The sequence below is a fragment of the Mesorhizobium sp. W067 genome, from assembly GCF_054719525.1.
Genome location: NZ_JBTTII010000001.1, coordinates 377069 through 402511, shown reverse-complemented (window position 1 = coordinate 402511; position 25443 = coordinate 377069). Strand labels below are relative to the sequence as shown.

Genomic DNA, 25443 nt, shown 5'->3' with positions numbered 1-25443 from the left:
TGCAAACCGGCTGCGTCGGCGTCGCTGTCAGCATGGTGTTTTGACGCGACAACCTTCCGCGCTAACTCGATAATAGGAATGCCGCCGAGACAGCGGCCGGAACGAGGTTTGCGGAAGATGAATTTGTTGATTTCAAGCCGGCTGTCAGCGCTGCTCGCTTTGTCCCTGGCGGCAGGCTGCTCATCGCTGGGCAGCGCGGTGAACCCGGCGAAATACGACAGCATGACATGCGCCGAGCTCAACACCGCCGTAGGCGATACCGCGCGCGACATCTCGCAAACCGCCATCACCCGCGGCAAGGTCGCCAACACCAGCGTGCCGAACTGGCTGCTCGGCGGCACGCGCGTGAAGAGCGCAGTGGCCAAGCGTGAGACGGCCAGAATCGAACTGCTGAAGCAGCGGCAAGAGGCCATTGTCGCGACAAGGGCCAACAGATGCCCCAGGTCAGCGGGCTAAGCGAACTGGCCCTACCCTGACTATCTGCTGAACGTCACGCCTTAAGCACTCAGCCTGAAGCGCGTGACATCGATCGCCGCAGCCATCAGCGTCTGGGTGTAGGCGGCCTGCGGGTTGCTGAAGATCTCTTCCGTCGGGCCTTCCTCGACGATCTTGCCCTGCCTCATGACGATGATGTAGTCGGCCATGGCGCGCACCACGGAGAGATCGTGGCTGATGAAGAGGTAGGACAGTTCGTGGTCGGCCTGCAGCTTGCGCAGCAATTCGACGATCTGCTTCTGCACCGAGCGGTCGAGCGCCGAAGTCGGCTCGTCCAGCACCACCAGTTTGGGCTTCAGGATCACGGCACGCGCGATGGCGATGCGCTGGCGCTGGCCGCCGGAGAATTCGTGCGGGTAGCGGTTGCGTGCGTTGGGGTCGAGGCCGACCTCGAGCAAGGCCTCGACGGCGCGCTGATCGCGTTGCTTACCTGACAGGTTCGGCTCATGCACCAGAAGCCCTTCGGTGATGATCTGGCCGACGGTCATGCGCGGCGACAGCGAGCCGAACGGATCCTGGAAGACGAGTTGCATCTCACGTCGCAGCGGCCGCATCGCCTGGCGGTCGGCGGTGGAGATGTCGCGGTCGCCGAAGCGGATGACACCGTCGCTGGGCAACAGGCGCAGAAGTGCGCGGCCGAGCGTCGATTTTCCCGAACCGGACTCGCCGACGATACCGATGGTCTGGTTGCGCTTCAGCCGGATCGAAATGTGATCGACGGCGCGTAGCAGCAGCGGTTCGCCGGCAAGGAAGCCGCCGCCGATCTTAAAGGTCACTTCGACATTGCGGCCCTCCAGCAGCACCGGAGCGCTGGGCGGCGGCGCCGCCTTGGTGCCGGTCGGTTCGGCGGCCAGCAGCATTTTGGTATAGGCATGCTGCGGGTTGGCGAAAAGTGCTTCCGCCTCGCCTTCCTCGACCACCTCGCCATAGCGCATGACGTAGACGCGGTCGGCAAAGCGCCGGACGATGCCGAGATCGTGGGTGATGAAGACGATGGCCATGCCGAGCTTGCGCTGCAATTCGGCGAGCAGCACCAGGATCTGCGCCTGGATGGTGACGTCGAGCGCCGTCGTCGGCTCGTCGGCGATCAGGATGTCGGGGTCGTTGGCCAATGCCATGGCGATCATGACGCGCTGGCGCTGGCCACCCGACATTTCGTGCGGATAGGATTTCATCCGCCGCTCGGGATCGGGGATATGCACCAGCCTGAGCAACTTGAGCGCCTCGTTCCGTGCCTCGGCTGCGTTCAGCCCGCGGTGCTTGCGGATCGGTTCGATAAGCTGGTTGCCGATCGAATAGAGTGGATCGAGCGAGGTCATCGGCTCCTGGAAGATCATGCTGATCTTGGCGCCGCGCACCTTGTTGAGGTCGCTCTTGGTCATGGTCAGAAGATTGCGGCCGCGATAATCGACGTGACCCGTCGCCTCGCCATTGGACGCCAGCAGGCTCATCGCCGCCATCATGGTCTGGCTCTTGCCGGATCCGGATTCGCCGACCACGGCAACGGTTTCACCTGCCTTGACGTGGATGTTGATGCCCTTGACCGCTTCGACCGCGCCGTCGAGCGTGCGGAAGCGGACGCGAAGGTCCTTGACGCTGAGGATCGTTTCGGGCGCTTCCATCGCAACGGTCCCCATCTTATCGGTCCCCATCTTTATCCGTCCCATCTTCATCGGTCTCTTGGATCGAGCGCGTCGCGCAGGCCGTCGCCGACGAAGTTCAGCGCAAACAGCGTCGACACGAGGAAGAAGGCGGGGAACAAAAGCAGCCAGTTGGCGGTGCCGATGTTCTTGGCGCCGACCGAGATGAGCACGCCCCAGCTGGTCATCGGCTCCTGCACGCCAAGGCCGAGGAAGGACAGGAAGCTTTCCAGGATGATGACCTGCGGCACCAGCAGCGTCATGTAGATCACCACTGGTCCGAGCAGATTGGGGATGACATGGCGCAGCAGTATGCCGCGCCGGCCGACGCCCATGGCTTCGGCCGCCTGGACATACTCCTGCCGCCGGATCGACAGCGCCTGGCCGCGCACGATGCGCGCCATGTCGAGCCACAGCACCGCTCCCACCGCCAGGAACATCAGCACGAAGTTGCGGCCGAAGAACACCACCAGCATGATGACGAAGAAAATGAAGGGCAAGGAATAGAGCACGTCGACGATGCGCATCATCACCTCGTCGATCTTGCCGCCGGAAAAGCCTGCCGCCGCCCCGTAGAGGACGCCGATGACCACGGCGACAATGCCGGCAAGCAGGCCGATGGCCAGCGAGATGCGCCCTGCCATCAGCGTTCGCGAGAGAAGATCGCGACCGGTGTTGTCGGTGCCGAACAGGAAGTACTGCTGTTTGACCGACGCAGTCATAGTCAATTCGAGCCCGTCGGCCGATTTGCTCTCTATCTTGGTATCGTCGAAGGCATCGGAGCGGTCGAGATAGCGGATGTTGCGGTCGTCGATCGGTTTGGTCGAGGTGACGGTGACGGTGACGCGACTGCCCTCCAGTCTCCACTCCTTGATGTCGACGCGCATGCGCTTGATGGCATCCTTGAGCGCCGTCTCGATCATGTCCGGCTTCGGATAGGCTGAAAAGCTTGGTGGCGTGCGCACATAGTCGGCATAGATGGTGGTGTACTGATGCGGCACGAACCAGGGGCCGAAGATGCTGATGACGCCAATGAAGGCCAGGTAATAGAGGCTGAACATGGCGGCGCGGTTGGCTTTGAGGCGCGCCCATGCGTCGCCCCAGAGCGAGCGGCCGACGACGGCCGGCGGAGCGGCGGCGGCTGTGATGTCACTCATAGCGCACCCTCAGTCATAGCGTACCCTCGGGTCGACGACCGCGTACATGACGTCGACGATCAGGTTGAAGACGATGGTGAAGAGCGCGATCACCACCACGGTCCCCATCACCAGCGTGTAGTCGCGGTTGAGCGCGGCATCGACGAAATAGCGGCCGACACCGGGAATGGAGAAGATGGTCTCGACGATGACCGAACCGGTGAGCAGCGCCGCGGCTGCCGGGCCGGTGAAGGAAACGATCGGCAGGATGGCGCCGCGCAGCGCGTGCTTGACCACCACCGACCAGTCGGAGAGGCCGAGCGCACGCGCCGTTCGGATATGATGCGAACGCAAGCTCTCGATCATCGACCCGCGCATCAGGCGGGCAACGATGGCGATCTGCGGCAAGGCCAGCGTCAGCACCGGGCCGATCTTGTTGATCAATGCGCCATCACCCCAGCCGCCGATCGGCAACAGCTTCCAGGTCAATCCGAACACCAGCTGAATCACAGGAGCGATGACGAAGGTGGGGATGGTGCTGCCGGCGGTCGCCAGCGCAATCACCGTATAGTCGCCAAGCTTGTTCTGGTTGAGCGCGGCGATGGTGCCGAGCACCGAACCAAGCAGCAGCGCCAGGATCAGCGCCGAGGTGCCGAGCTGGACCGATATCGGCAGCCCCTTGGCAAACAGTTCGGTGACGGTGAAGTCAGGCAAATTGTAGCTCGGCCCGAAATTGCCGCGCAGAAGATTGCCGAGATAGTGGGCATATTGCAGCCAGAGCGGATCGTCGAGGCCGAACTGTGCTTCCAGATTGGCCCTGATCTCGGGACTGAGGCCCCGCTCCTGATTGAAGGGGCCGCCCGGTGCGACGCGTATCAGGAAGAACGCCATGGTCACGATGACGAATAGCGTCGGAATGGCGGTCAGAAGCCGCCGTAAGATGTATCGCAGCATCGGCGCCCCGCTTCGGCCAGAGCGACATACGTCCATGCGGACGCATTGCCACGCTCCGGCGCCAAATCTTCGCACCGGGCTTGCCGAAAATCGACCACGACTTTCGAACCGGTGCGATGACCGACCAGTCCGCCGCGCCCAAATGGGGCGCGGCGGTCCAGTCAAGGATGATTATCAGTCCTTGGAGACGAAGCGGGACGGATGGATGTCCATCACATTGTCATCGAAGCCATGCAGCTTCGAGGAAACGATATCGTGGAAGCTGTAGTAGAGAAGCGGAATGTTGCCGACGTCATCGACAAGGATGCGCTCGGCCTCAGTGAGGTCCTTCATGCGCTCTTCCGGCTTGCCGCCGGCAGCGGCGGCCTTGTCCATGGCCGCCTCATATGCCGGGCTGACGTAGTTCGAATAGTTGTTGCCGCTGGCCTTGCGGGTGATGCCGAGGAAGGTCTCGGGATCCTTGTAGTCGGCGATCCAGGCGGCACGCGCCACGTCGTAGTTGCCCTTCTGCTCGAGGAAGGAATAGTGGGTCTTGGTATCGGTGTTGAGCAGCGTGATCTCGACGCCAAGCGGCTTCAACTGTTCCTGGATGGCAACCGCGGTGTTCTTGTGGTTTTCCGAGGTGTTGTAGCGGATCTCCATCTTCAGCGGATGCTCGGGCGTATAGCCGAGTTTCTCAAGGATCTTCTTGGCGGCGTCCTCGCGGTCGATCTGCGGCATGTCGGCGTATTTGGCCATTGCCGGCGTGTAGCCGGCGATGCCCGGAGGCACCATCGAATAGCCAGGCAGCATGGAATTCTGCCAGACCTTTTCGGCCAGGAAGTCGCGGTCGATAGCCATCGAGATGGCGTTGCGCAGCTCGACATTGTCCCAGGGCGCCTTGTCGGTCTTGATCGCGTAATAATAGGTGCCGAGATACGGTCCGACGCGGACCTGATCGCCGAACTTGGTCTTGAGGTCAGCGAGCTGTTCGGTCGGCAGGTCGCCGTAGCTGTCGAGTTCACCTGCCTCGAAGCGCTTCATCGCCGAAGAGCGGTCTTCGGTCGGGATGTAGTTGACGACGTCCATCTTGACGGTCGCGGCATCCCAGAATTTCGGATTCTTGACCAGCTTCATGTGGTCGTTGGGAATCCACTCGGCCAATGTATAGGCGCCGTTCGAAACGAGATTGCCCGCCTTGATCCAGTCGGCGCCGAGCTTGTCGATCGAGGCCTTGTTGACCGGGTAGGTAGCCTGGTGGGTCAGCATCTCGAGGAAGTATGGCGTCGGCGCCTTCAGCGTCACTTCCAGGGTGTTGGCGTCGATCGCCTTGACGCCCATGTCCTCGGGCTTGCCTTTCTTGGTGTTGACTTCCTCGGCGTTCTTCACGGGATAGAGCATGGAAGCGTATTCGGCGGCGGTCGCCGGATCCTCCAGCCTACGGAAGGAATAGACGAAGTCGTCCGCCGTCACCGGGCTGCCATCCGACCACAAGCCGTCCTTGCGCAGCTTGAAGGTGTAGACGGTGCCGTCATCAGATACCGTCCAGCTTTCGGCGGCGCCCGGGATGAGGTTGGTCTTCTGATCGTGCATGACCAGTCCCTGGAACAGGTCGCGTATGATATCGGCTTCGTAGACGGTCGAGGTCTTGTGCGGATCGACCGTCTCCGCTTCGGCGGCGCTGCCTCTGTTATAGACGGTCTCGGCAAGGGCCGGCGTCAGGAACGTGCCTGCGGCAAAGGTCATGGTCGCGGCGACAAGCGTCGCCTTCAGCATATTTTTCAGCATGAAGTCTCTCCCTGTGGCGCTGCCCATCGGCTGCGCCTTACGAGTGTTGACGCCCCGGAACCGATTTCTGGCCCCTTCGAGCGCGCCGCCGGTTCCCGTTCCGGCAGCTGGTGGCAGGAGACTAGACAGACGGAAATATTATTTCAACCGAGTCTTGCTTGACGCTAAGTGAGCATCCTCACCCTAAACCAGCCATAGCTAATCTATATTACAAGGTCCAATTGGGTGCAGCTTGTGGTTGTCCTGAATTTTGGGTTTTGCCCTCAGCAGTTGTCATTAGCGCAACCATCTGGAAACATTTCAGGAATGCCGTTCGTGGCCAAGCTCGACGAAAGTACCGAAGAAGCCCGAAAATGAAAAACGTGGCGCCGGTGGCGTTGCACGGATCGCTCGGCATGGTTGCATGCGGACACGATCTTTGTTTACGCCGGACGGCGTCCCTGAAAGATCAGCCTACCTTGCCGACAAACCAGCCCAGGGCCTGCAGCGACAGCCCCTCCTCCTGCAGGACGGCACCGCCACCCAGAGCGATCGCCTCGACAAGCTGGAGATCCGGCAGCCGCCAGTCGGCCGGCTTGTCGGCGAAATTGAAGACGCAGAGCAATATCTCGTCCTCGCCCTGCCGGATGAAGGCAAGGACATCGCCGTCGGTATCGAGAAAGCGGATCGGGCCCTTGACCAGCGCCAGATGCGCCTTGCGCAAGGCGAGCATCGTCCGGTAGCCGGCGAGCACGGACTTGTCGTCGGCGTTCTGGATATCGACCGCCCGAGCGCGGTGGCTTTCCGGCACCGGCAGCCAGGGTTTTCCCGAGGAAAAACCGGCATTGTCGGCGCCCGCTTCCCAGACCATCGGTGTGCGGCAGCCGTCCCTGCCCTTTACCCCCGGCCAGAAACGGATGCCGACGGGATCGCGCAGATCCTCGAAGGTCAGTTCCGCCTCCTCCAGCCCAAGCTCTTCGCCTTGGTAGAGACAGATCGAGCCCCGCAGGCAGGAGAGCAAAGCGATAGCGAATGTCGCCACCGCATCTGGATCGCCGCCCGGCCGCGTCCAGCGGCTGACATGGCGCACGACATCGTGGTTGGAGAACGCCCAGCAGACCCAGCCGTCGGCGACAGCTGCCTCGAAGGCCTCGACGCATCCGCGCACATGGGCGGCTGAGAATTGCTGACCGAGCAGGTCGAAGGTGTAGCACATGTTGAGCTTGTCGCCGCCGGATGTGTAGGCGGCCAGCGTCTGCAGCGAACGGCCTTCGTCGCCGACCTCGCCGACACTGGCGCGGCCGTCATATTCGTCGAGCAAAGCGCGGAAGCGCCTGAGGAAACCGAGGTTTTCCGGTTGCGTCTTGTCGAACAGATGCTCCTGGAAGAGATAGGTGTTGGTTTCGCCATTGGTGCCGGCGACGCTCGACGCCAGCGGCGGATTGCTGCGCAGCCAGCGGTCGTGGACATAGTAGTTGACCGTATCCAGGCGGAAGCCGTCGACGCCGCGCTCGAGCCAGAACCGCACCGTCTGCAACAACGCGTCTTGAACCTCAGGATTGTGGAAGTTGAGGTCCGGCTGCGAGGCGAGGAAATTGTGCATGTAGTATTGCCGGCGGGTCGCGTCCCACTCCCAGGCCGGGCCGCCGAAGACCGACAGCCAGTTGTTGGGCGCGTTGCCGTCCGGCCTGGTGTCGGCCCAGACATACCAGTCAGCCTTGGGATTATCCTTGCTGGCACGGCTCTCTACAAACCATTCGTGCTTGTCGGAGGAGTGCGACAACACCTGATCGATGATCACCTTCAGGCCGAGCCTGTGCGCCTCGGCAACCAGCGCGTCAAAGTCGTCGAGCGTGCCGAACATCGGATCGACCGCCTGATAGTCGGAGACGTCGTAGCCCATATCGGCCATTGGCGATTTGAAGAAGGGCGACAGCCAGACGGCGTCGACGCCGAGCGAGGCGACGTGCGCCAGCCGTGAGGTGATGCCTGAGAGGTCGCCGCTGCCGTCGCCGGTGGTGTCCTGGAACGAGCGAGGATAGATCTGGTAGATGACGCAGCCGCGCCACCAGTCGGCGCTCTGTTCGGGTCCCGGCTGGGCATTGTCGTCGGCCATCACGGACCCTTCCTGGCGCGGGCCTTTGCGGTCCGGCGCTCGATCATGAAACTGACACTGCGGCCGGGCAGCGGCCACGCGAGGTCGACCGCTTGCGCTTCAACAGCCGGCTGCCATTCAAACCCTTGCCGCGCGGGCAGCGTGAAGACGCATTGGCGGCGATCGCCATTGACGATCACAGCCAGGCGGCCTTCCCCGCCATCGCCGAGCAGCATGACGAGGCGATGGCGCGAGCCATCGTTCCAGTCGGCTTCGCTGAGCAGCGCGCCGGTCTCGGTCAGCCAGGCGACGTCGGGCACATCAGAACCGTCCGGCGGCTCTCCGGTCAGGAAGCGCGTATCGGAAAGCGCCGGCACCGCGCCGCGCAGAGCTGCGAGCGCCGACACATGGGCTTCCAGCCCGACGTCGCGCCCGGCCCAGTCGAGCCAGGTGATGGCGTTGTCCTGCGCATAGGCGTTGTTGTTGCCCCCTTGCGTGCGGCCGAATTCATCGCCGGCCGTCAGCATGATGGTGCCGCGCGAGGCAAACAGAGTGGCGAGCAGCGCGAAGCGATCATGGGAACGGGCCTCGGCAATCACCTTGTCCGAGGTTTCGCCCTCGACGCCGTTGTTCCAGGACAGGTTCTCATTGTGGCCGTCGCGGTTCTTCTCGCCATTGGCTTGGTTGTGCTTGGCTTCATAAGCGACGATATCGGCCAGCGTCATGCCATCGTGCGCGGCGATGAAGTTGACCGTGCGGCTGGCGGATTGGCCCTCCCTGCCGAACACATCGGAGGAGCCGGCGAGCCTTGTCGCCAGCGCACCGACCGTGCCGGCATCGCCGCGCCAGAAGCGCCTGACGTCGTCGCGGTAGCGGTCGTTCCATTCGAGGTAAGGCGGCCGGAAATTGCCGAGCTGATAGCCATTCGGGCCGATGTCCCAGGGCTCGGCGATCAGCACCCTGTCGGCAAGGATGGGATCGGTTGCGATGGTTTCGAGCAACGGGGCTGCCGGATCGAATGCGCCATCGACGCGACCGAGGACCGGCGCCAGGTCGAAGCGGAAACCGTCGACGCCGGCTTGGCGGACGAAATGGCGCAGCGTGTCGAGTACCATGTCGCGAACGACCGGATGGTCGCAGGCGATGGTATTGCCGGTGCCGGTATCGTTGACCAACCTGCCGTCCGGCTCGCTGCGGTAGTAGGCTTGATTGTCGAGGCCGCGCAGCGACAGCGTCGGCCCGAGCCGGTCACTTTCGCCGGTATGATTGAAGACGAGATCGAGGATCGTGCCAATGCCAGCCTTGCGCAGCACCCCCACCGTATCACGCAATTCGGCGAGGCCGCCCGGCGCCAGCCGCGGATCGAGCGCCATGAAGGTGACTGGGTTGTAGCCCCATGCGTTGCTGAGGCCGAGCGGCGGTAGATGGCGCTCATCGATCCATGCCGTCACGGGCATTAGCTCAACGGCGGAGACGCCGATCTTTCTGAGGTGTTCGAGGATGGCCGGATGCGCAAGTGCGGCAATGGTGCCGCGCTGCGCTTCCGGTACGTCCAGATGCAGCCTGGTGAAGGAGCGGACGTTGAGTTCGTAGATCAGGCCGCCTGGCTGGAACAAAGGCGGCTTGGCCGGCAGCGGCTTCGGTTGAGCCCGCGCGATGGTCTTCGGCATCAGTGGCGCGGTGTCGGCGCCTTCGTTGCGCCGGGCGGCAAGCCGCCAATGATGCTGGTAGGGCCGGTCGATTTCGACGGCGTAGGGATCGGTGAGCAGCTTGTCGGGATCGAACCACAGCCCGCGCACCGGCGCATATTCGCCGTCGGCGCGAAAGCCGTAGCGCGTACCCGCGGCAAGGCCGGCGACGAACAGCGCATGGACGCCCTCGCTTTCCGGCTGGAGTTCGAGCCGGTCGATTTCGTGGGCGCCAGTGTCGTCGAAGATCGACACCCAGAGCCGCCGCGCCGAGGACGACCAGGCGGCAAAACGGATGCCTTCGGGAGTGACCGTTGCGCCGAGTTGGGTCATCGGCGCATCCTCCACCCTCCCCCTTGTGGGGAGGGTCGCGAACGAAGTGAGCGGGGTGGGGGTCGGCGCGGGGAAAGCGCTTTACGAGCACCCCCAACCCGATCCGCTGCGCGGATCGACCCTCCCCACAAGGGGGAGGGTAAAGACGTCACCACCCTCAAGTAATCACGCTCGGCTTGTTGCGCCCGGTGTGGCTCTTGATCCCGGCGATATCATCGGCAGCCGCGATCAGGTCAGCGAGCGCCTCTTGCGTGTCGAGATCATGCCGCGCTCTGTCCGGCTCGTAGCGCTCGATGTAGACGCGCAGCGTAGCACCCGACGTGCCGGTGCCGGACAAACGAAACACGACACGCGAGCCGCCTTCGAACAGGATGCGGATGCCCTGGTTCTTGCTCACCGAACCGTCGACGGGATCGTGATAGGCGAAGTCGTCGGCATTGGCGATCTTCAGTCCGCGCACGCTGGTGCCGGGCAGCGAAGCGAGCTTGGCGCGCAACTCGTCGACCAGGGCGTTGGCGCGCTCGGTTTCGACCTCCTCATAGTCATGACGTGAATAGTAATTGCGGCCGTAGGTCGCCCAATGTTCGGTGACGACGTCCTTGCAGCTTTCGCCGCGCACGGCCAGGATGTTCAGCCACAACAGCACCGCCCACAGCCCGTCCTTTTCACGGACATGGTTCGAGCCGGTGCCGGCGCTTTCCTCGCCGCAGATCGTTGCCATGCCGGCATCGAGCAGATTGCCGAAGAACTTCCAACCGGTCGGCGTCTCGTAGATGCCGATGCCGAGCTGTTCGGCGACGCGGTCGGCAGCGCCGCTGGTCGGCATCGAGCGGGCGATGCCTTTGAGGCCGTCCTTGTAGCCCGGCGCCAATTGCGCATTGGCGGCAAGCATGGCCACCGAATCCGACGGGGTGACGAAAATACCCTTGCCGATGATGAGATTGCGGTCACCGTCGCCGTCGGAAGCGGCGCCGAAATCGGGCGCATCCGGTCCCATCATCTCGTCATAGAGATGCTTGGCGTGGACCAGGTTCGGATCCGGGTGATGGCCGCCAAAATCCGGCAGCGGCTTGTAGTTGCGGCAGGTGCCATTCTCCGCGCCGAGCCGGCGCTCGAGGATTTCCTTGGCATACGGGCCGGTGACCGCATGCATGGCGTCGAAGCGCATGCGGAAGCCGTATTTGAAATTGGCGCGGATGGCGTCGAAGTCGAACAGGCTCTCCATCAATTCGGCATAGTCGGTGACCGGGTCGATAATCTCGACCGCCATGCCGCCGGCGGTCACCGTGCCGATCTTGTCGATGTCGATCTGGTCGATGTCAACGGTCTTGAAGCTCGAAATCGTCTTGGTCTTTTCGAAGATCGCGTCGGTCAGCTTTTCCGGCGCCGGGCCGCCATTGCCGGCATTGTACTTGATGCCGAAATCCTCGTGCGGGCCGCCCGGATTGTGACTGGCCGACAGGATGATGCCGCCGAAGGTCTTGTATTTGCGGATGACATGCGACGCCGCCGGCGTCGACAATATGCCGCCCTGCCCGACCATCACCTTGCCGAAGCCGTTGGCCGCCGCCATGGCGATGGCCTTCTGGATGACCTCGCGGTTGTAGAAGCGGCCGTCGCCGCCGATCACCAGCGTCTTGCCCTCAAAGCCCTCCAGCGCGTCGAAGATCGACTGGATGAAGTTCTCGGCATAGTGCTCCTGCTGAAAGACAGGCACCTTCTTGCGCAGGCCGGACGTGCCGGGTTTCTGGTCGAGATAGGGTTTGGTGGCGACGGTCCGGATCATGCTTCAGGCAACCCTTTTCGAAAGCAGCAGGCGGTAGAGTTCAACGTATTTGTCGGCGCTCTTGTCCCAGGAGACATCGGCCTTCATGCCCTGGCGCTGGATCTGTTCCCAGACGGCCGGGCTCGAATGCGCATCGACCAGCCGGCGGATGGCGTGCAGCATGGCGCCGCCACTATTGGGCGCGAACTGGAAGCCGGTGGCGACACCGGCCGAGATCGCTGCTTCATTGGCGTCGATGATGGTGTCGGCAAGGCCGCCGGTGCGGGCGACGACCGGCACGCAGCCATAGCGTAGGCCGTAAAGCTGGGTCAGCCCGCAAGGCTCGAAGCGCGACGGGATGACGATGGCGTCGCAGCCGCCCTGCATGGTGTGGGAAAGCCCCTCGTCATAGCCGACGACGACGCCGACACGGCCGCGATGGCGGGCGGTGGCAGCCAGCAGCGCGCCTTCCAGGCCGGCGTCGCCTGAGCCGAGGATCGCCAGCCGCGCGCCGGTGGCGACGACGCCGTCGACCACAGCCGCCAGTATGTCCATGCCCTTCTGCCAGGTCAGCCGGCTGACGACGCAGACGATCGGACTGTCATCGCGCTCGAGGCTGAAGCGGTCCTCGACAACCGCCCGGTTGGGAAGCCGAGCCTTGAGCGTCGCGGCGGAGTAGGCCGACACCAGATGCTTGTCGGTCTCCGGGTTCCAGATGTCGGTGTCGATGCCGTTGACGATGCCGTAGAGGTCGGAAGAGCGCATGTTGATCAGGCCGTCGAGGCCCATGCCGAATTCCGGCGAGCGGATTTCCTGGGCATAGGTGGGGCTCACCGTGGTGATCGCCCAGGCCGCCTGCAGGCCGGCCTTGAGGAAGCCGACGCCGCCATAATATTCGACGCCGTCAAGCGCCATCGCCGCGGCCGGCAAGCCGAGCTCGCCAAAAATGCCGGCGCCGAACTGACCCTGGAAGGCAAGGTTGTGAACCGTGATCAGCGACGGCACGCCGACCGCCTTGCCGTAGCGCATATAGGCCAGCGTCATCGCCGACTGCCAGTCATGGGCGTGGACGAGATCCGGCTGGTAGCCGGAAATGGCGCCGCCGGCGATATCGCCACCGACCTGGCTCAGCGCAGCAAAACGCCGCCAATTGTCGGGCCAATCGGCGCCGGCCGCATTGCCGTAAGGGCCGCCGGGACGGTCGTAGAGATGCGGCGCGTCGAGCACGAACAGGTCGAGCCCGGCGATCTTGACGGCATGGACCGAAGCCTTGCCGCCCTGCAGCAGCGGGTATTGGTAGACAGCCTTCTTTTTCTTGAAGGCGTCCATCACCTGGGGAAAGCCGGGGATGAGCGTGCGCATGGTCACGCCCTTGGCGGCCAGCGCGATCGGCAATGCGCCGGTCACGTCGGCAAGTCCGCCGGTCTTGATCAGCGGGAATATCTCGGGCGTGACCGACAGAACCTGCATGCGTTTATGGTACCCCGTCTTACAGCTTCAGCTTGTCGATCATGTCCTGCGTGACCAGGCAGATGCCCTTTTCCGAAACCCGGAAACGCTTGGCGTCGAGAACAGGGTCTTCGCCAACCACCAGCCCTTCCGGTATCCTTACACCGTGGTCGATGACGACGCGCTTCAACTTTGCGTTCCGGCCGACATGAACGTCGGGCAGCATGACGACCTCTTCCAGCGTCGAATAGGAGTTGATGCGCGCGCCGGTGAAGATCAGGCTGCGCTTCAGCGAAGCACCCGAGACGATGCAATCGCCTGAGACCAGCGAGGAGACGGCCGAACCGCGCCGGCCATCCTCGTCATGCACGAACTTTGCCGGCGGCTTCAATTCGGCATAGGTCCAGATCGGCCAGTCGCGGTCGTAGAGGTCGAGTTCGGGAGTGATGTCGGTCAGGTCGATATTAGCTTCCCAGTAGGCGTCGACCGTGCCGACATCGCGCCAATAGGCTTCGTTCTCGGCCGTCGAGCGCACGCAGGACTTGGCGAAGCGATGCGCGATCGCCTTACCGTGCTGGACGATGTAGGGGATGATGTCCTTGCCGAAGTCGCGGCTGGAGCCTGGCTCGGCCGCATCGCGGCGCAGCTGTTCCATCAGGAACTTGGTCTTGAAGACATAGATGCCCATCGAGGCCAGCGCGAATTCCGGCTTGTCGGGAATGCCGGGCGGGTCGGCGGGCTTTTCGACGAAGGCGATGATGTTGTCCTTGCCGTCGACATGCATGACACCGAAGCCGGTCGCTTCCAAGCGCGGCACTTCAAGGCAACCAACAGTGACGTCGGCATTGGCGTCGACGTGCTGGCGCAGCATCAGCTCGTAGTCCATCTTGTAGATGTGGTCGCCGGCGAGGATGACCATGTATTCGGGGCCATAGGCTTCGATAATATCGATGTTCTGGTAGACGGCGTCGGCCGTGCCTTCATACCACTGGGTTTCCGAGACACGCTGGGAGGCCGGCAGGATGTCGAAGCTTTCGTTTCGCTCCGGGCGCAGGAAGTTCCAGCCGCGCTGCAGGTGGCGGATCAGCGAATGCGCCTTGTACTGGGTGGCGACACCGAGGCGGCGGATGCCGGAATTCAGCGCGTTGGACAGCGCGAAATCGATGATGCGCGTCTTGCCGCCGAAATAGACAGCCGGCTTGGCCCTGCGGTCGGTCAATTCCTTGAGCCGGCTGCCGCGGCCGCCGGCCAGCACATAGGCCATGGCATCGCGCGCCAGCGGCTGGGTTCTCTTCAAGTCTGCCATTTTTACCCTCCCAAATTACCAGTCTGGAGCATCGCCCGGTCCGCAACGGGTCGACGGACCTAATCCGAAACGAGTTGACGGATCTAGTCCGCAACGAGTTCAAGCATGATCGTCGACAGCGGCGGCAAAAGCATCGTTGCCGAAATGCCTCCTCCTTCCACCCTGGCTTCGACCGCACCGCCATTGCCCTTGCCCGAACCACCGTAGTCCGAAGCGTCGGTGTTGATGATTTCGCGCCATTTGCCGACCTTGGGCAATGGCACGCGATAATTGTCACGCGGCACCGGCGTGAAGTTGGAAATGACGGCGATCGGGTTGCCGTCGGGCGCGCTGCGCAGCCAGGCGAAGACCGAATTTTCCTTGTCGTCGACGATCAGCCAGGAAAAGCCGTCCGGTTCGCAGTCGCGCGCATGCAGCGCCGGGCGCGAGCGGTAGAGATAGTTGAGGTCGCGCACCGTCTGCCAGACGCCGCGATGCGGGTGGAAGTCGAGCAGGTTCCAGTCGAGCGCGCGCGCCTCGCTCCACTCGCGGCGCTGGGCGAATTCCTGGCCCATGAACAACAGCTTCTTGCCGGGATAGCCCCACATGAAGGCGTAAAAGGCGCGCAAAGTCGCGAACTTCTGCCAGTCGTCGCCGGCCATCTTGCCGAGCAGCGTGCCCTTGCCGTGCACGACCTCGTCATGGGACAGCGGCAGCACGAAATTCTCGGAGAAGGCGTAGGTCAGGCCGAAGGTCAGGTCGTTGTGGTGATGTTTGCGGAAGATCGGCTCCTTGGCGAAATACTCCAGCGTGTCGTGCATGAAGCCCATGTTCCATTTGAAGCCGAAGCCCAGCCCGCCTTCATGCACCGGCGCCGAGACCTTCGGCCATGAGGTCGATTCCTCGGCGATGGTCATCACGCCGGGATGGTGGCCGTAGACCTCCTTGTTCATCTTCTGCAGGAAGGACACCGCTTCGAGGTTTTCGCGGCCGCCTTTCTCGTTGGGGATCCATTCGCCAGCCTTGCGCGAATAATCGAGGTAGAGCATCGAGGCCACTGCATCCACGCGCAAACCGTCGACATGGTATTTCTCGGCCCAGAACAGCGCATTGTTGACCAGGAACGACACCACCTCGCGGCGGCCGAAATTGTAGATCGCGGTGTTCCAGTCGGGATGAAAACCCTTGCGCGGGTCGGCATGCTCATAAAGTGCTGTGCCGTCGAAATTGGCCAGGCCATGCGCGTCGACCGGGAAATGCGCCGGCACCCAGTCGAGGATGACGCCGACGCCGGCGCGGTGCGCACCGTCGACGAAACGGGCGAAGCCGTCGGGGTCGCCGAAGCGCGCCGAGGGGGCATAAAGTCCGGTTGTCTGATAACCCCATGACGGGTCATAGGGATGTTCGGAGATCGGCAGGAACTCGATGTGGGTGAAGCCGGTCTCGACAGCATAGGGGATCAGCTGGTTGGCGAGTTCGTCCCATGACAGGAAGCTGCCATCATCGTGCTGCTGCCACGAACCGGCATGGACCTCGTAGATCGATATGGCTTCGCGCCGGGGATCGGCCTTTCGCCAGTAATTGCGATGCGCCTCGTCGCCCCATTCATGCGCCGGCGGCACCGCCGTCACTGAGGCTGTGGCCGGGCGCAATTCCGACTTGAAGGCGAACGGATCGGCCTTGAGCGGCAGGCGCACGCCGTCGGGGGCAATGATCTCGTATTTATAGGGGTGGCCAGCGCCGATATCGGGAATGAACAGCTCCCAGATGCCGGTGTCGCGGCGGTCGCGCATCGTGTGCCGGCGGCCGTCCCATTCGTTGAAGTCGCCGACCACGGAGACGCGCCTTGCATTGGGCGCCCAGACGGCGAAATGGACGCCCGACGCGCCTTCATGGTCGAGGAGATGGGCGCCGAGCTTGTCGAACAGCCTGAGGTGCGACCCTTGCGCGATATAGTAGTCGTCCATCGGGCCGAGCACCGGGCCGAAGGAATAGGGATCGGTCAGCCACCAGTCGCCGCCGGCATTTTTGGCGTGATAGCGCAGCGGCTGACGCTTCTTGATCGACAGTCTGCCTTCGAAGAAACCGGCGTCGTCGCGCCGCGTGAGTTCGCCGGCGTTCTTGCCGGCCAGCGTGTATGCGGTGACGAACTCGGCATTGGGGACGAAGCAGCGGGCAACCAGGCTCTTGCCGGCATCATGCACGCCCAGGATTGCAAAAGGATCGCCATGCGTGCCTGCAACAATTGCGGCGACATCGCCGGCTGACGCCAGCCCGTCCGACCCGCTCGTCGTCGCGGTCGCGCGCGGTTTCTTCATCAGGCGGTGTCCCTCCCTGGGAACCAGTTCTTGTGCACAAGACCCATTGTCGTGGCCTCATGCAATCATATCAGGCGGGCACGTTCCAGATTTCTTTCGCATATTGGCGGATCGTGCGATCGGAAGAGAACCAGCCGACGCGGGCAACGTTGCGGATAGCGCGCGCGTACCAATCGGGGCTGTTGCGCCAGACGGCGTCGACATCGCGCTGGGCGGCGGCATAGGCGTCGAAATCCGCCGCCACCATGAACCAGTCGCTGTTGTAGAGACCGTCGACCAGCTCGCGGTAGCGATCCGGCTGGTCGGGCGAGAACACGCCCGACGATACTGCGGCAACAGCCTGCGCCAATTCAGGGGAGCCCTCGATCACGGCGCGCGGGTTGTAGCCATTGCTGCGCCGCTCGGCGACTTCCGCCGTGCTCAGGCCGAAGATGAAGATGTTGTCGTCGCCGACGCATTCCTTGATCTCGACATTGGCGCCGTCGAGCGTGCCTATGGTCAAGGCGCCGTTCAGCGCGAACTTCATGTTGCCGGTGCCCGACGCCTCCATGCCGGCAGTCGAAATCTGCTCGGACAGGTCGGCGGCCGGCATCATCACCTCGGCCAGGCTGACATTGTAGTTCGGCACGAACACCACTTTCAGCAGGCCGCGCACCGACGGGTCGCTGTTGATGACCTTGGCAACGTCGTTGGCCAGTTTGATGATCAGCTTGGCATTGTGGTAGCTGGGCGCCGCTTTGCCGCCGAAGAATTTGACGCGCGGCATCCAGTCCTGTTCGGGATGCGAGCGGATCTGGTCGTAGAGCGCGATCGCTTCCAGGATGTTGAGCAGCTGGCGCTTGTATTCGTGGATGCGCTTGACCTGGATGTCGAACAGCGCCGACGGGTCGAGCTTGATGCCGAGCCGGTCGGCGACCAGATTGGCGAGCTTGATCTTGTTGGAGCGCTTGACGGCGGCGAACTTGTCGCGGAAGGCGGCGTCACCGGCAAAGGCTTCGAGCCCCTTGATGGCGTCGATGTCGTCGAGGAAACGGTCCCCGATCGCCGCGCGGGCGAGCGCGGTGAGGCCTGGATTGCACTGGATCAGCCAGCGGCGTGGCGTGATTCCGTTGGTCTTGTTGTTGATGCGATCGGGATAGAGCTTGTGGAGATCGGCAAACACCGTCTCCTTCATCAGCTCGGTGTGCAACGCCGACACGCCATTGATCGAGTGCGAGCCGACAAAGGCCAGGTTACCCATGCGCACGCGGCGGTCGCCATTTTCCTGGATCAGCGAGATGCGGCTGATCTGCTCATTGGAAAACTGGTTGGTGGCGCGGGCCTCAAGCAAAACCTGCGCATTGATGGCGTAGACGATCTGCATATGGCGCGGCAAAAGCCGTTCGAACAGCGGCACCGGCCAGCTTTCCAGCGCTTCTGGCAGCAGCGTGTGGTTGGTGTAGCCGAAGGTGCGCTTGGTGATGTCCCAGGCCTGGTCGAAATCCATGCCATGGACGTCCATCAGCAGGCGCATCAGCTCTGGCACGGCGATCGCCGGATGGGTGTCATTGAGATGGATCGCCGCCTTGTCGGGCAGCGAGGCGAGATCGCCATACTGGCTGAGATGGCGCTGGACGATGTCCTGCAGCGATGCGGTGGAGAAGAAATATTCCTGCCGCAGCCGCAGTTCCTGGCCGGCCTTGTGGGAATCGGCGGGGTAAAGCACGCGCGACAAGGCATCGGCCTTGTTGCTTTCGGCCAGCGCGCCGATGTGGTCGCCGGCGTTGAACTTGTCGAGCAGGATCGGATCGACCGGCATGCCGGACCAAAGCCGCAGCGTGTTGACGCGGTTGGCCCGCCAGCCAACCACCGGGGTGTCGTAGGCGACGGCCTGGACATGCTCGGTCGGCTTCCAGACGTGACGTTCGAGCCGGCCATCCTTGGAGGTGATCGATTCCACCGAGCCGCCGAAGCCGACTTCGAAGGCGCGTTCGCGGCGCTCGAACTCCCAGGGGTTGCCGTGGTCGAGCCAGGTTTCGGGCAGTTCGACCTGCCAGCCGTCATGGATCTCCTGGCGGAACATGCCGTTGGCGTAGCGAATGCCGTAGCCATGCGCGGGAATGTCGACGGTCGCCATGCTTTCCATGAAGCAGGCGGCGAGCCGGCCGAGACCGCCATTGCCGAGCGCTGCATCCGGTTCGAGCCCGGCGATGAGGTCGAGGTCGACGCCCAGCGACTTGAGCGCTTCTCGCATATTGTCCATCAGGCCGAGATTGGAGAAGGCATCGCGCATCAGCCGGCCGATGAGGAATTCGAGCGACAGGTAATAGACGCGCTTTTCCTGCTGGGCGTAGGCCTCCTGCGTCGCCTGCATCCAGTGATCGACGATGCGGTCGCGCACGACCTTGATCGAGGCTGTCAGCCAATCATATTGCGTGGCAACGGAGGTGCCTTTGCCGACCCGGTATTTGAGAGCCAGCAAGACTTCGTCGGCCAGCGTCTTGGGATCGGGTATTTCGAGATCGGGGGCTTTGGCTGTCATTGTTCGCGTCATACTGCCTCTCGTGATCGTGCTGCGATCATACCGGCTTTCGCTCTCAGTCCCAGCCTATCCTAGTGCATCGCAACATACGTTCAATCGATTTAGACCAGCATGCCGCCAGTTCCCCTGCGGCAATTTATCCGTCGAGCGGATCAGGCAGCGAGTGCAGCCTCCGGCGGAACCTTCGCTCCCGTCATGAAGGCGACGGCGTCGGACATGGTATATTGCTTGGGATCGATGACGCAGAGGCGGCGACCCAGCCGATGGATATGGATGCGGTCGGCAACCTCGAAGACATGCGGCATATTGTGCGAGATCAGCACGATCGGCAGGCCTCGTTTCTTGACGTCGAGGATCAGTTCCAGCACGCGGCGGCTCTCCTTGACGCCGAGTGCGGCGGTCGGCTCGTCCATGATCACCACGCGGCTGCCGAAAGCAGCGGCGCGCGCCACCGCCACGCCCTGGCGCTGGCCGCCCGACAGCGTTTCCACCGCCTGGCTGATGTTCTGGATGGTCATCAGCCCAAGCTCGGTGAGCTTGTCGCGGGCGCGCTTTTCCATTGCGGGCCGGTCGAGCATACGAAGCCAGTCGCCGAGGAAGCCGGGTTTGCGGATCTCGCGGCCCAGGAACATGTTGTCGGCGATCGACAGGGCCGGCGACAAAGCCAGGTTTTGGTAGACCGTCTCGATGCCCGCCTCGCGCGCCTCCATGGGCGATTTGAAAGCGACAGCCTTGCCTTCAAGACGGATCTCGCCTTCGTCGGGCACGGCGGCGCCGGAAATCGCCTTGATCAGCGATGATTTGCCGGCGCCATTGTCTCCGATGACGGCCAGGATTTCGCCGGGGTAGAGGTCGAAGTCGGCATTGTCGAGGGCGGTGACACGGCCATAGCGCTTGATCAGGCCGCGCGCGGTGAGGATGGGTTCCACGGTCATGCCGAAACCTTTCTGATCCATTGGTCGATCGCCACGGCGCCGATGATCAGCACACCGGTGAGCAGCACCTTCCATTGCGGATCGGCGCCCAGCATGTTGAGGCCCATCGAGACGACGCCGACGATCATCGCGCCGAAAAGCGTGCCCAGAATTGAGCCGCGCCCGCCGAACAGTGAAATGCCGCCGATCACCGTCGCGGTTATCGCCTGCAGGTTGTAGTCGGTGACGGCGGCTGACGGCGAGATCGAGCCGTTGCGGCCGATGGACACCCAGGCAGCGAAAGCGGCGATCAACCCGGCAAGGGTGTAGACCGTCATCAACACCTTCTTGGTCTGGATGCCAGACAGCTTCGCCGCCTCCTGATCATCGCCAACGGCGTAGACATGGCGGCCCCAGGCGGTGTGATTGAGCACGTACCAGAGGATCAAAACGAGCACGACCGTGGCGATGACGCCCAGTGTCAGCACCGCCGTGCCGATCTTGAAACTCAGGGCAAAGAGATGCAGCAGCGGCGCCTGGGCGTCGACGTCGGTATCGCGGATCGTCTCATTGGCCGAATAGATGAAGTTCGTCGCCATGACGATGTTCCAGGTGCCGAGCGTGACGATGAACGGCGGCAGCTTCATGTAGGCGACCAGCAAGCCGTTGAGCAGGCCGCAGGCTGCGCCGGCGGCAAGCCCGATGGGCACTGCGAGCACGGCCGGCATGCCGTAGCTGACCGCGCAATTGCCCATGATCACGGCCGAAATCACCATGATCACGCCGACCGACAGGTCGATGCCGGCGGTCAGGATGACCAGTGTCTGCGCGGCACCGAGGATGCCGACGATGGCGATCTGCTGCAGGATCAGCGTCAGCGTATAGGATGAGAAGAAACGCCCGCCAATGGCGATGCCGAAAATGACGATCGACAAGACCAGCACAATCAGCGGCACCGCCGCCGGCGTGGAGTGCAGGAAATGCTGGATCCGCTTGACGGCCGATTTGTGCTCGTCAAAGGCGGCAACGCTTGTGTCGCTGCTCGAGAGAACCTTCTCGAATTCCTGTGCTTGAGCCATGTTTCCTCCCCTGGGCTTCAGCTCCATGCCGATACCCGCTCGCGCCTGTCCGGTCTGCTGCCGGGATTATTCGCGTGACGCATCGTCCACCCGAAGCGGCCGGGGATCAAGCCCCCGGCCGTCAGCTTGCCGCTGGCTGTCAGGCAGCCATCAGCCCCAGCACTTGGCGAGGCCTTCCTTGGTGTCGATCGACTTCACGCCATTGGCCGGCTTGTCGGTGACGAGGTTGACGCCGGTGTCGAAGAAGTTCTTGCCTTCGGTCGGCTTCGGCTTGGCGCCGTCCTTGGCGAAGGCGGCGATCGCCTCGATGCCGAGTGCCGCCATCTGCAGCGGGTATTGCTGCGAGGTGGCGCCAATGACGCCTTCGGTCACCGACTTCACGCCGGGGCAGCCGCCATCGACCGAGACGATCAGCACCTGGCTTTCGAGACCGACCGCCTTGAGCGCCTGGTAGGCGCCGACAGCGGCGGGCTCGTTGATGGTGTGGATGACGGTGATGGAGTTGTCCTTCTGCAGAAGGTTTTCCATCGCCTTGCGGCCGCCTTCTTCATTGCCGTTGGTGACGTCGTGGCCGACGATGCGGGCATCGTCCTCATCGCCGATCTTGTTGGGATCCTTCACGTCGATGCCGAAGCCCATCATGAAGCCCTGGTCGCGCAGCACATCCACGGTCGGCTGTGAGGGGGTCAGGTCGAGGAAACCGATCTTGGCGTCCTTGGCCTTGTCGCCGAGGGTCGCGGCTGCCCAGGCGCCGATCAGCTTGCCGGCTTCCAGATTGTCCGTCGCGAAGGTCGCGTCGGCGGCATCGATCGGGTCCAGCGGGGTATCGAGCGCGATCACCAGCAGGCCGGCGTCACGCGCCTTCTTCACCGTCGGCACGATGCCCTTGGTGTCGGACGCGGTGATCAGGATGCCCTTGGCGCCGTCGGCGATGCAGCTTTCGATCGCCGCCACCTGGCTCTCGCTGTCGCCGTCGATCTTGCCGGCATAGGTCTTGAGGTCGACGCCAAGTTCCTTGGCCTTGGCGGTCGCGCCCTCCTTCATCTTGACGAAGAAGGGGTTGGTGTCGGTCTTGGTGATCAGGCAGGCGCCGACGCCGGCGGCCGATGCTGTCGAAGCAAACGCCATCAGGCCGAGGCCCGCCGCGGCGAACACGGTGGACTTCAATAAAGCTTTGGTCACGATCTTCCTCCCATGGAACCATGCGGATGCCGCCAACCGGCATCTTGAGCGCATCCACTGAAGTTCTCCCAGTGTGGACGCGCCCTCAAATGACACCAGCGGGAGCCGCCTGTCAATAATTAAATCACTCTTATTTATTATTGACAGCTTTGCGCGGTTCACTCATTCTGCCGCAAAAGCAGTAAGAATAAACCAAGGGAAGGAACAAGGGTGGAGACCGGCATTGCGAGGCACGGTTCGCCCGAGGCGGCCGCCAGCCGTCTCCACCGTGGCACCAACCAGAGCGGCATGCGCGACCACAATGAGCGGCTGGTGCTGTCGTTGGTTCGCCAGCACGGCAGCTTGGCCAAATCAGACATTGCGCGCATGACCGGGCTTTCAGCGCAGACCGTCTCGGTCATCATGCGCGAACTGGAGGAAGACAGCCTGCTGCTGCGCCAGGCGCCGTTGCGCGGCAAGATCGGCCAGCCCTCCATCCCGATGGCGCTGAACCCCGAAGGCGCCTTCTTCATCGGCCTCAAGATCGGCCGCCGCAGCGCCGAACTGGTGCTGATCGATTTCCTCGGAACTGTGCGTTCCATGCTGCAGCACTCCTACCGCTATCCGGCGCCGCGCGAGACGGTTGAGTTCGTCACCGAAGGCATGAAGACGATGCGCGCCGAACTGACACCTGCGCAGGACAAGCGCATTGCCGGGCTCGGCATCGCCATGCCGTTCGAACTGTGGAACTGGGCCGACACCGCCGGCGCGCCGCGCGACATCATGGACGAATGGCGCCATCGCGACATCCGTGCCGACATCCAGGCGCAGTGCGAATTCCCGGTCTATCTGCAGAATGACGCCACCTCCGCCTGCGGCGCCGAACTGGTGTTCGGCCAGACCGGCGGGGCGCGCGACTTCGTCTATTTCTATATCGGCGCCTTTGCCGGCGGCGGCATCGTGCTCAACGGCCGGCTGTTCGGCGGGCCAACCGGAAATGCCGGGGCGCTGGGTTCGATGCCGGTGCCGGGGCCGGACGGCAAGCCGACGCAGCTCATCGACGTCGCCTCGATCGCCATGCTGGAAAAGGCGCTTAACGCACGCGGCGTCGAGGCTTCGCATCTGTGGACGTCGCCTGAGGATTGGGGCGAGATCGGTCACGAGCTCGACGACTGGATCGCCAATGCCGCTCAGGCGCTGGCCTATGCCATCGTATCGGCGTCCTCGGTGATCGATTTCGAGGCCGCGGTGATCGACGGCTGGATGCCGCTCGCTGTCCGGCGCCGGCTCGTCGATGCGATCAGGCAGGCGATCGGTACGATCGATGGCGAAGGGCTGAAGCTTCCGGTGGTGCGCGAAGGCACCGTCGGCATCCATGCCCGCGCGCTGGGCGGCGCCAGCCTGCCGCTGTCCGAACGCTTCCTCATCGGTTCGACCACGATTTCCAGGAGCATCTGAATGCTGATCGGTATTCCGTCGCTGCTCGGTCCGGAGCTTCTGGCGACATTGCGCGCCATGGGCCATGGCGACGAGATCGCGCTCGTCGACGGCAACTATCCGGCGGAAGAACAGGCAAACCGGCTGATCCGCGCCGACGGTCTTCACCTCATACCGGTGCTTGACGCCATTTTGAGCGTGCTGCCGGTGGACGACTTCGTGCCGGAAGCGCTGTTTCGTGCCTCGGTAAAAGGCGATCCCTCGGTCGCCGATCCGGTCCACCATGAAATCGAAACGATCTGCACCAGGCGCGCGCCGGGCCGCAAGGTGGTTGCGCTGGCGGGCGCCGACTTCTATGCACGCGTCCGGTCGGCATATGCGATCGTCGGGACCAGCGAACCCCGGCTCTACGCCAACATCATCATCCGCAAGGGCGTGATCTATCCGCCGGAGAACAAGAAATCATGATCCTCTGCTGCGGCGAAGCCCTGATCGACATGCTGCCGCGCACCACGACACAGGGCGAGCCGGCCTTTGCGCCCTATGTCGGCGGCGCGGTGTTCAACACGGCGATCGCGCTTGGCCGCCTCGGCGCGCCCGCCGGCTTCTTTTCCGGCCTGTCGTCGGATCTGTTCGGCGGCCAGTTCCGCGAGGCGCTCGGCGCAAGCAAGGTCAGCTCCACCTATGCGCACACCTCCCCTCGCCCGACCACGCTCGCCTTCGTGCGGCTCACCAACGGCCAGGCGACCTACACTTTCTACGACGAAAACACCGCCGGGCGCATGCTGACGACAGAGGATCTGCCGAAACTGGGCGCCGAGATCGAAGCCATGCTGTTTGGCGCCATCAGCCTGATTTCGGACCCGGCGGGTGCTGCCTACGAAGAATTCATGAAACGCGAGCACGAACGCCGCGTCATGATGCTCGACCCCAACATCCGGCCGAACTTCATCCCCGACAAAGCCAAGCACCTCCGGCGCATCCGCTCGATGATGGCGATGGCCGACATCGTGAAGCTATCGGATGAGGATCTGCACTGGTTCGGCGAGGCCGGCTCGCATGAGGACGTCATCCGCAACTGGCTGGATCGCGGCCCGAAGCTGATCGTCGTTACCCACGGCAGCGAAGGTGCCGTCGGCTACAGCAGGGAACACAAGGTCACGGTGATGCCGCATAAGGTGGAGGTGGTCGACACGGTCGGCGCCGGCGACACTTTCAATGCCGGCATTCTGGCCTCGCTGCACGAGCAAGGCCTGCTCACCAAGGCCGGGATCGGCGGCCTTTCGGAGGACGCCATCCGTCAGGCGCTGGCGCTCGGCGCCAAAGCGGCGGCGGTGACCGTGTCGCGGGCCGGCGCCAACCCGCCCTGGCGGCACGAAATCGCCTGATCCACGCTTAGTCCGCCGCCAGCCGCTGCAAGCAGCCGA

The 25443-nt window shown here is 63.3% G+C and carries 18 protein-coding genes; 4 read left to right on the top strand and 14 right to left on the bottom strand.

What is annotated here, in order from left to right; translation table 11 throughout:
- Positions 1-117 precede the first annotated feature (117 nt).
- Positions 118-456: a hypothetical protein gene (locus ACYG97_RS01845; RefSeq protein ID WP_023684572.1), complete on the top strand. Its 339-nt coding sequence runs from the start codon at positions 118-120 to the stop codon at positions 454-456.
- Positions 457-497: 41 nt separating this feature from the next.
- Here ACYG97_RS01845 and ACYG97_RS01840 read toward each other — a convergent pair whose 3' ends face one another.
- The 14 genes from ACYG97_RS01840 to ACYG97_RS01775 form a co-directional block, all read right to left on the bottom strand.
- On the bottom strand, positions 498-2117 hold the full coding sequence (locus ACYG97_RS01840) for an ABC transporter ATP-binding protein (RefSeq protein WP_023732062.1): 1620 nt from the start codon (positions 2115-2117) through the stop codon (positions 498-500).
- A gap of 47 nt (positions 2118-2164) precedes the next feature.
- Positions 2165-3292, bottom strand: a complete 1128-nt coding sequence (locus ACYG97_RS01835; RefSeq protein WP_023732063.1) for an ABC transporter permease — start codon at positions 3290-3292, stop codon at positions 2165-2167.
- A 9-nt stretch (positions 3293-3301) separates the two neighbouring features.
- Complete coding sequence (locus tag ACYG97_RS01830; RefSeq protein WP_023684574.1) at positions 3302-4225, bottom strand: ABC transporter permease subunit; 924 nt, start codon at positions 4223-4225, stop codon at positions 3302-3304.
- A 174-nt stretch (positions 4226-4399) separates the two neighbouring features.
- Complete coding sequence (locus ACYG97_RS01825; RefSeq protein ID WP_023670734.1) at positions 4400-5992, bottom strand: peptide ABC transporter substrate-binding protein; 1593 nt, start codon at positions 5990-5992, stop codon at positions 4400-4402.
- 448 nt (positions 5993-6440) lie between these two features.
- The gene (gene bglA / locus ACYG97_RS01820) at positions 6441-8087 is read right to left on the bottom strand and encodes a beta-galactosidase BglA (protein ID WP_023732064.1); all 1647 of its coding nucleotides are present in this window, start codon (positions 8085-8087) and stop codon (positions 6441-6443) included.
- Complete coding sequence (gene glgX / locus ACYG97_RS01815) at positions 8087-10087, bottom strand: glycogen debranching protein GlgX (protein ID WP_023732065.1); 2001 nt, start codon at positions 10085-10087, stop codon at positions 8087-8089. Before glgX ends, bglA begins: the two co-directional genes overlap by 1 nt.
- 157 nt (positions 10088-10244) lie before the next feature.
- On the bottom strand, positions 10245-11873 hold the full coding sequence (locus tag ACYG97_RS01810) for an alpha-D-glucose phosphate-specific phosphoglucomutase (RefSeq protein ID WP_023732066.1): 1629 nt from the start codon (positions 11871-11873) through the stop codon (positions 10245-10247).
- 3 nt (positions 11874-11876) lie between these two features.
- Positions 11877-13322, bottom strand: coding sequence for a glycogen synthase GlgA (glgA, locus tag ACYG97_RS01805; protein ID WP_023692759.1), 1446 nt, complete (start codon positions 13320-13322; stop codon positions 11877-11879).
- Between the two features lie 19 nt (positions 13323-13341).
- Positions 13342-14607, bottom strand: coding sequence for a glucose-1-phosphate adenylyltransferase (gene glgC / locus ACYG97_RS01800; RefSeq protein ID WP_023715696.1), 1266 nt, complete (start codon positions 14605-14607; stop codon positions 13342-13344).
- A gap of 83 nt (positions 14608-14690) precedes the next feature.
- Positions 14691-16904: a 1,4-alpha-glucan branching protein GlgB gene (gene glgB, locus ACYG97_RS01795; protein ID WP_023732067.1), complete on the bottom strand. Its 2214-nt coding sequence runs from the start codon at positions 16902-16904 to the stop codon at positions 14691-14693.
- 70 nt (positions 16905-16974) lie between these two features.
- Positions 16975-19437: a glycogen/starch/alpha-glucan phosphorylase gene (locus ACYG97_RS01790; protein WP_023670727.1), complete on the bottom strand. Its 2463-nt coding sequence runs from the start codon at positions 19435-19437 to the stop codon at positions 16975-16977.
- Between the two features lie 140 nt (positions 19438-19577).
- Positions 19578-20360 carry an ATP-binding cassette domain-containing protein gene (locus ACYG97_RS01785; RefSeq protein ID WP_023670726.1) on the bottom strand — a complete coding sequence of 261 codons (783 nt, stop codon included), beginning with the start codon at positions 20358-20360 and terminating at the stop codon, positions 19578-19580.
- Entirely contained in the window at positions 20357-21418 is a 1062-nt protein-coding gene (locus ACYG97_RS01780; protein ID WP_023732068.1) for an ABC transporter permease, read from the bottom strand. The genes ACYG97_RS01785 and ACYG97_RS01780 overlap by 4 nt, the downstream gene beginning before the upstream one ends.
- Positions 21419-21568: 150 nt before the next feature.
- Entirely contained in the window at positions 21569-22546 is a 978-nt protein-coding gene (locus ACYG97_RS01775) for a sugar ABC transporter substrate-binding protein (protein ID WP_081725578.1), read from the bottom strand.
- Between the two features lie 264 nt (positions 22547-22810).
- Between ACYG97_RS01775 and ACYG97_RS01770 the strand changes: the two genes are divergently transcribed.
- From ACYG97_RS01770 to ACYG97_RS01760, 3 genes are read left to right on the top strand one after another with little or no spacing between them, the layout of a single operon-like run.
- The gene (locus ACYG97_RS01770; protein WP_023702241.1) at positions 22811-24037 is read left to right on the top strand and encodes an ROK family transcriptional regulator; all 1227 of its coding nucleotides are present in this window, start codon (positions 22811-22813) and stop codon (positions 24035-24037) included.
- Positions 24038-24484 (top strand): RbsD/FucU family protein, encoded by a 447-nt coding sequence (locus ACYG97_RS01765; protein WP_023684581.1) that lies wholly within the window; start codon positions 24038-24040, stop codon positions 24482-24484.
- Positions 24481-25404: a carbohydrate kinase family protein gene (locus ACYG97_RS01760; RefSeq protein WP_023684582.1), complete on the top strand. Its 924-nt coding sequence runs from the start codon at positions 24481-24483 to the stop codon at positions 25402-25404. Before ACYG97_RS01765 ends, ACYG97_RS01760 begins: the two co-directional genes overlap by 4 nt.
- The last annotated feature ends 39 nt before the right edge of the window (positions 25405-25443 follow it).

Bases quoted from the DNA above. Each gene is read 5' to 3' on its own strand.
- glgX (WP_023732065.1), bottom strand. From the start codon at position 10,087: ATGACCCAACTCGGCGCAACGGTCACTCCCGAAGGCATCCGTTTTGCC.
- ACYG97_RS01785 (WP_023670726.1), bottom strand. From the start codon at position 20,360: ATGACCGTGGAACCCATCCTCACCGCGCGCGGCCTGATCAAGCGCTAT.
- ACYG97_RS01810 (WP_023732066.1), bottom strand. From the start codon at position 11,873: ATGATCCGGACCGTCGCCACCAAACCCTATCTCGACCAGAAACCCGGC.
- ACYG97_RS01765 (WP_023684581.1), top strand. From the start codon at position 24,038: ATGCTGATCGGTATTCCGTCGCTGCTCGGTCCGGAGCTTCTGGCGACA.
- ACYG97_RS01845 (WP_023684572.1), top strand. From the start codon at position 118: ATGAATTTGTTGATTTCAAGCCGGCTGTCAGCGCTGCTCGCTTTGTCC.
- ACYG97_RS01775 (WP_081725578.1), bottom strand. From the start codon at position 22,546: ATGGCGTTTGCTTCGACAGCATCGGCCGCCGGCGTCGGCGCCTGCCTG.
- glgC (WP_023715696.1), bottom strand. From the start codon at position 14,607: ATGGCAGACTTGAAGAGAACCCAGCCGCTGGCGCGCGATGCCATGGCC.
- glgA (WP_023692759.1), bottom strand. From the start codon at position 13,322: ATGCAGGTTCTGTCGGTCACGCCCGAGATATTCCCGCTGATCAAGACC.
- ACYG97_RS01760 (WP_023684582.1), top strand. From the start codon at position 24,481: ATGATCCTCTGCTGCGGCGAAGCCCTGATCGACATGCTGCCGCGCACC.
- ACYG97_RS01825 (WP_023670734.1), bottom strand. From the start codon at position 5,992: ATGCTGAAAAATATGCTGAAGGCGACGCTTGTCGCCGCGACCATGACC.
- ACYG97_RS01780 (WP_023732068.1), bottom strand. From the start codon at position 21,418: ATGGCTCAAGCACAGGAATTCGAGAAGGTTCTCTCGAGCAGCGACACA.
- bglA (WP_023732064.1), bottom strand. From the start codon at position 8,087: ATGGCCGACGACAATGCCCAGCCGGGACCCGAACAGAGCGCCGACTGG.
- glgB (WP_023732067.1), bottom strand. From the start codon at position 16,904: ATGAAGAAACCGCGCGCGACCGCGACGACGAGCGGGTCGGACGGGCTG.
- ACYG97_RS01790 (WP_023670727.1), bottom strand. From the start codon at position 19,437: ATGACGCGAACAATGACAGCCAAAGCCCCCGATCTCGAAATACCCGAT.
- ACYG97_RS01840 (WP_023732062.1), bottom strand. From the start codon at position 2,117: ATGGAAGCGCCCGAAACGATCCTCAGCGTCAAGGACCTTCGCGTCCGC.
- ACYG97_RS01835 (WP_023732063.1), bottom strand. From the start codon at position 3,292: ATGAGTGACATCACAGCCGCCGCCGCTCCGCCGGCCGTCGTCGGCCGC.
- ACYG97_RS01830 (WP_023684574.1), bottom strand. From the start codon at position 4,225: ATGCTGCGATACATCTTACGGCGGCTTCTGACCGCCATTCCGACGCTA.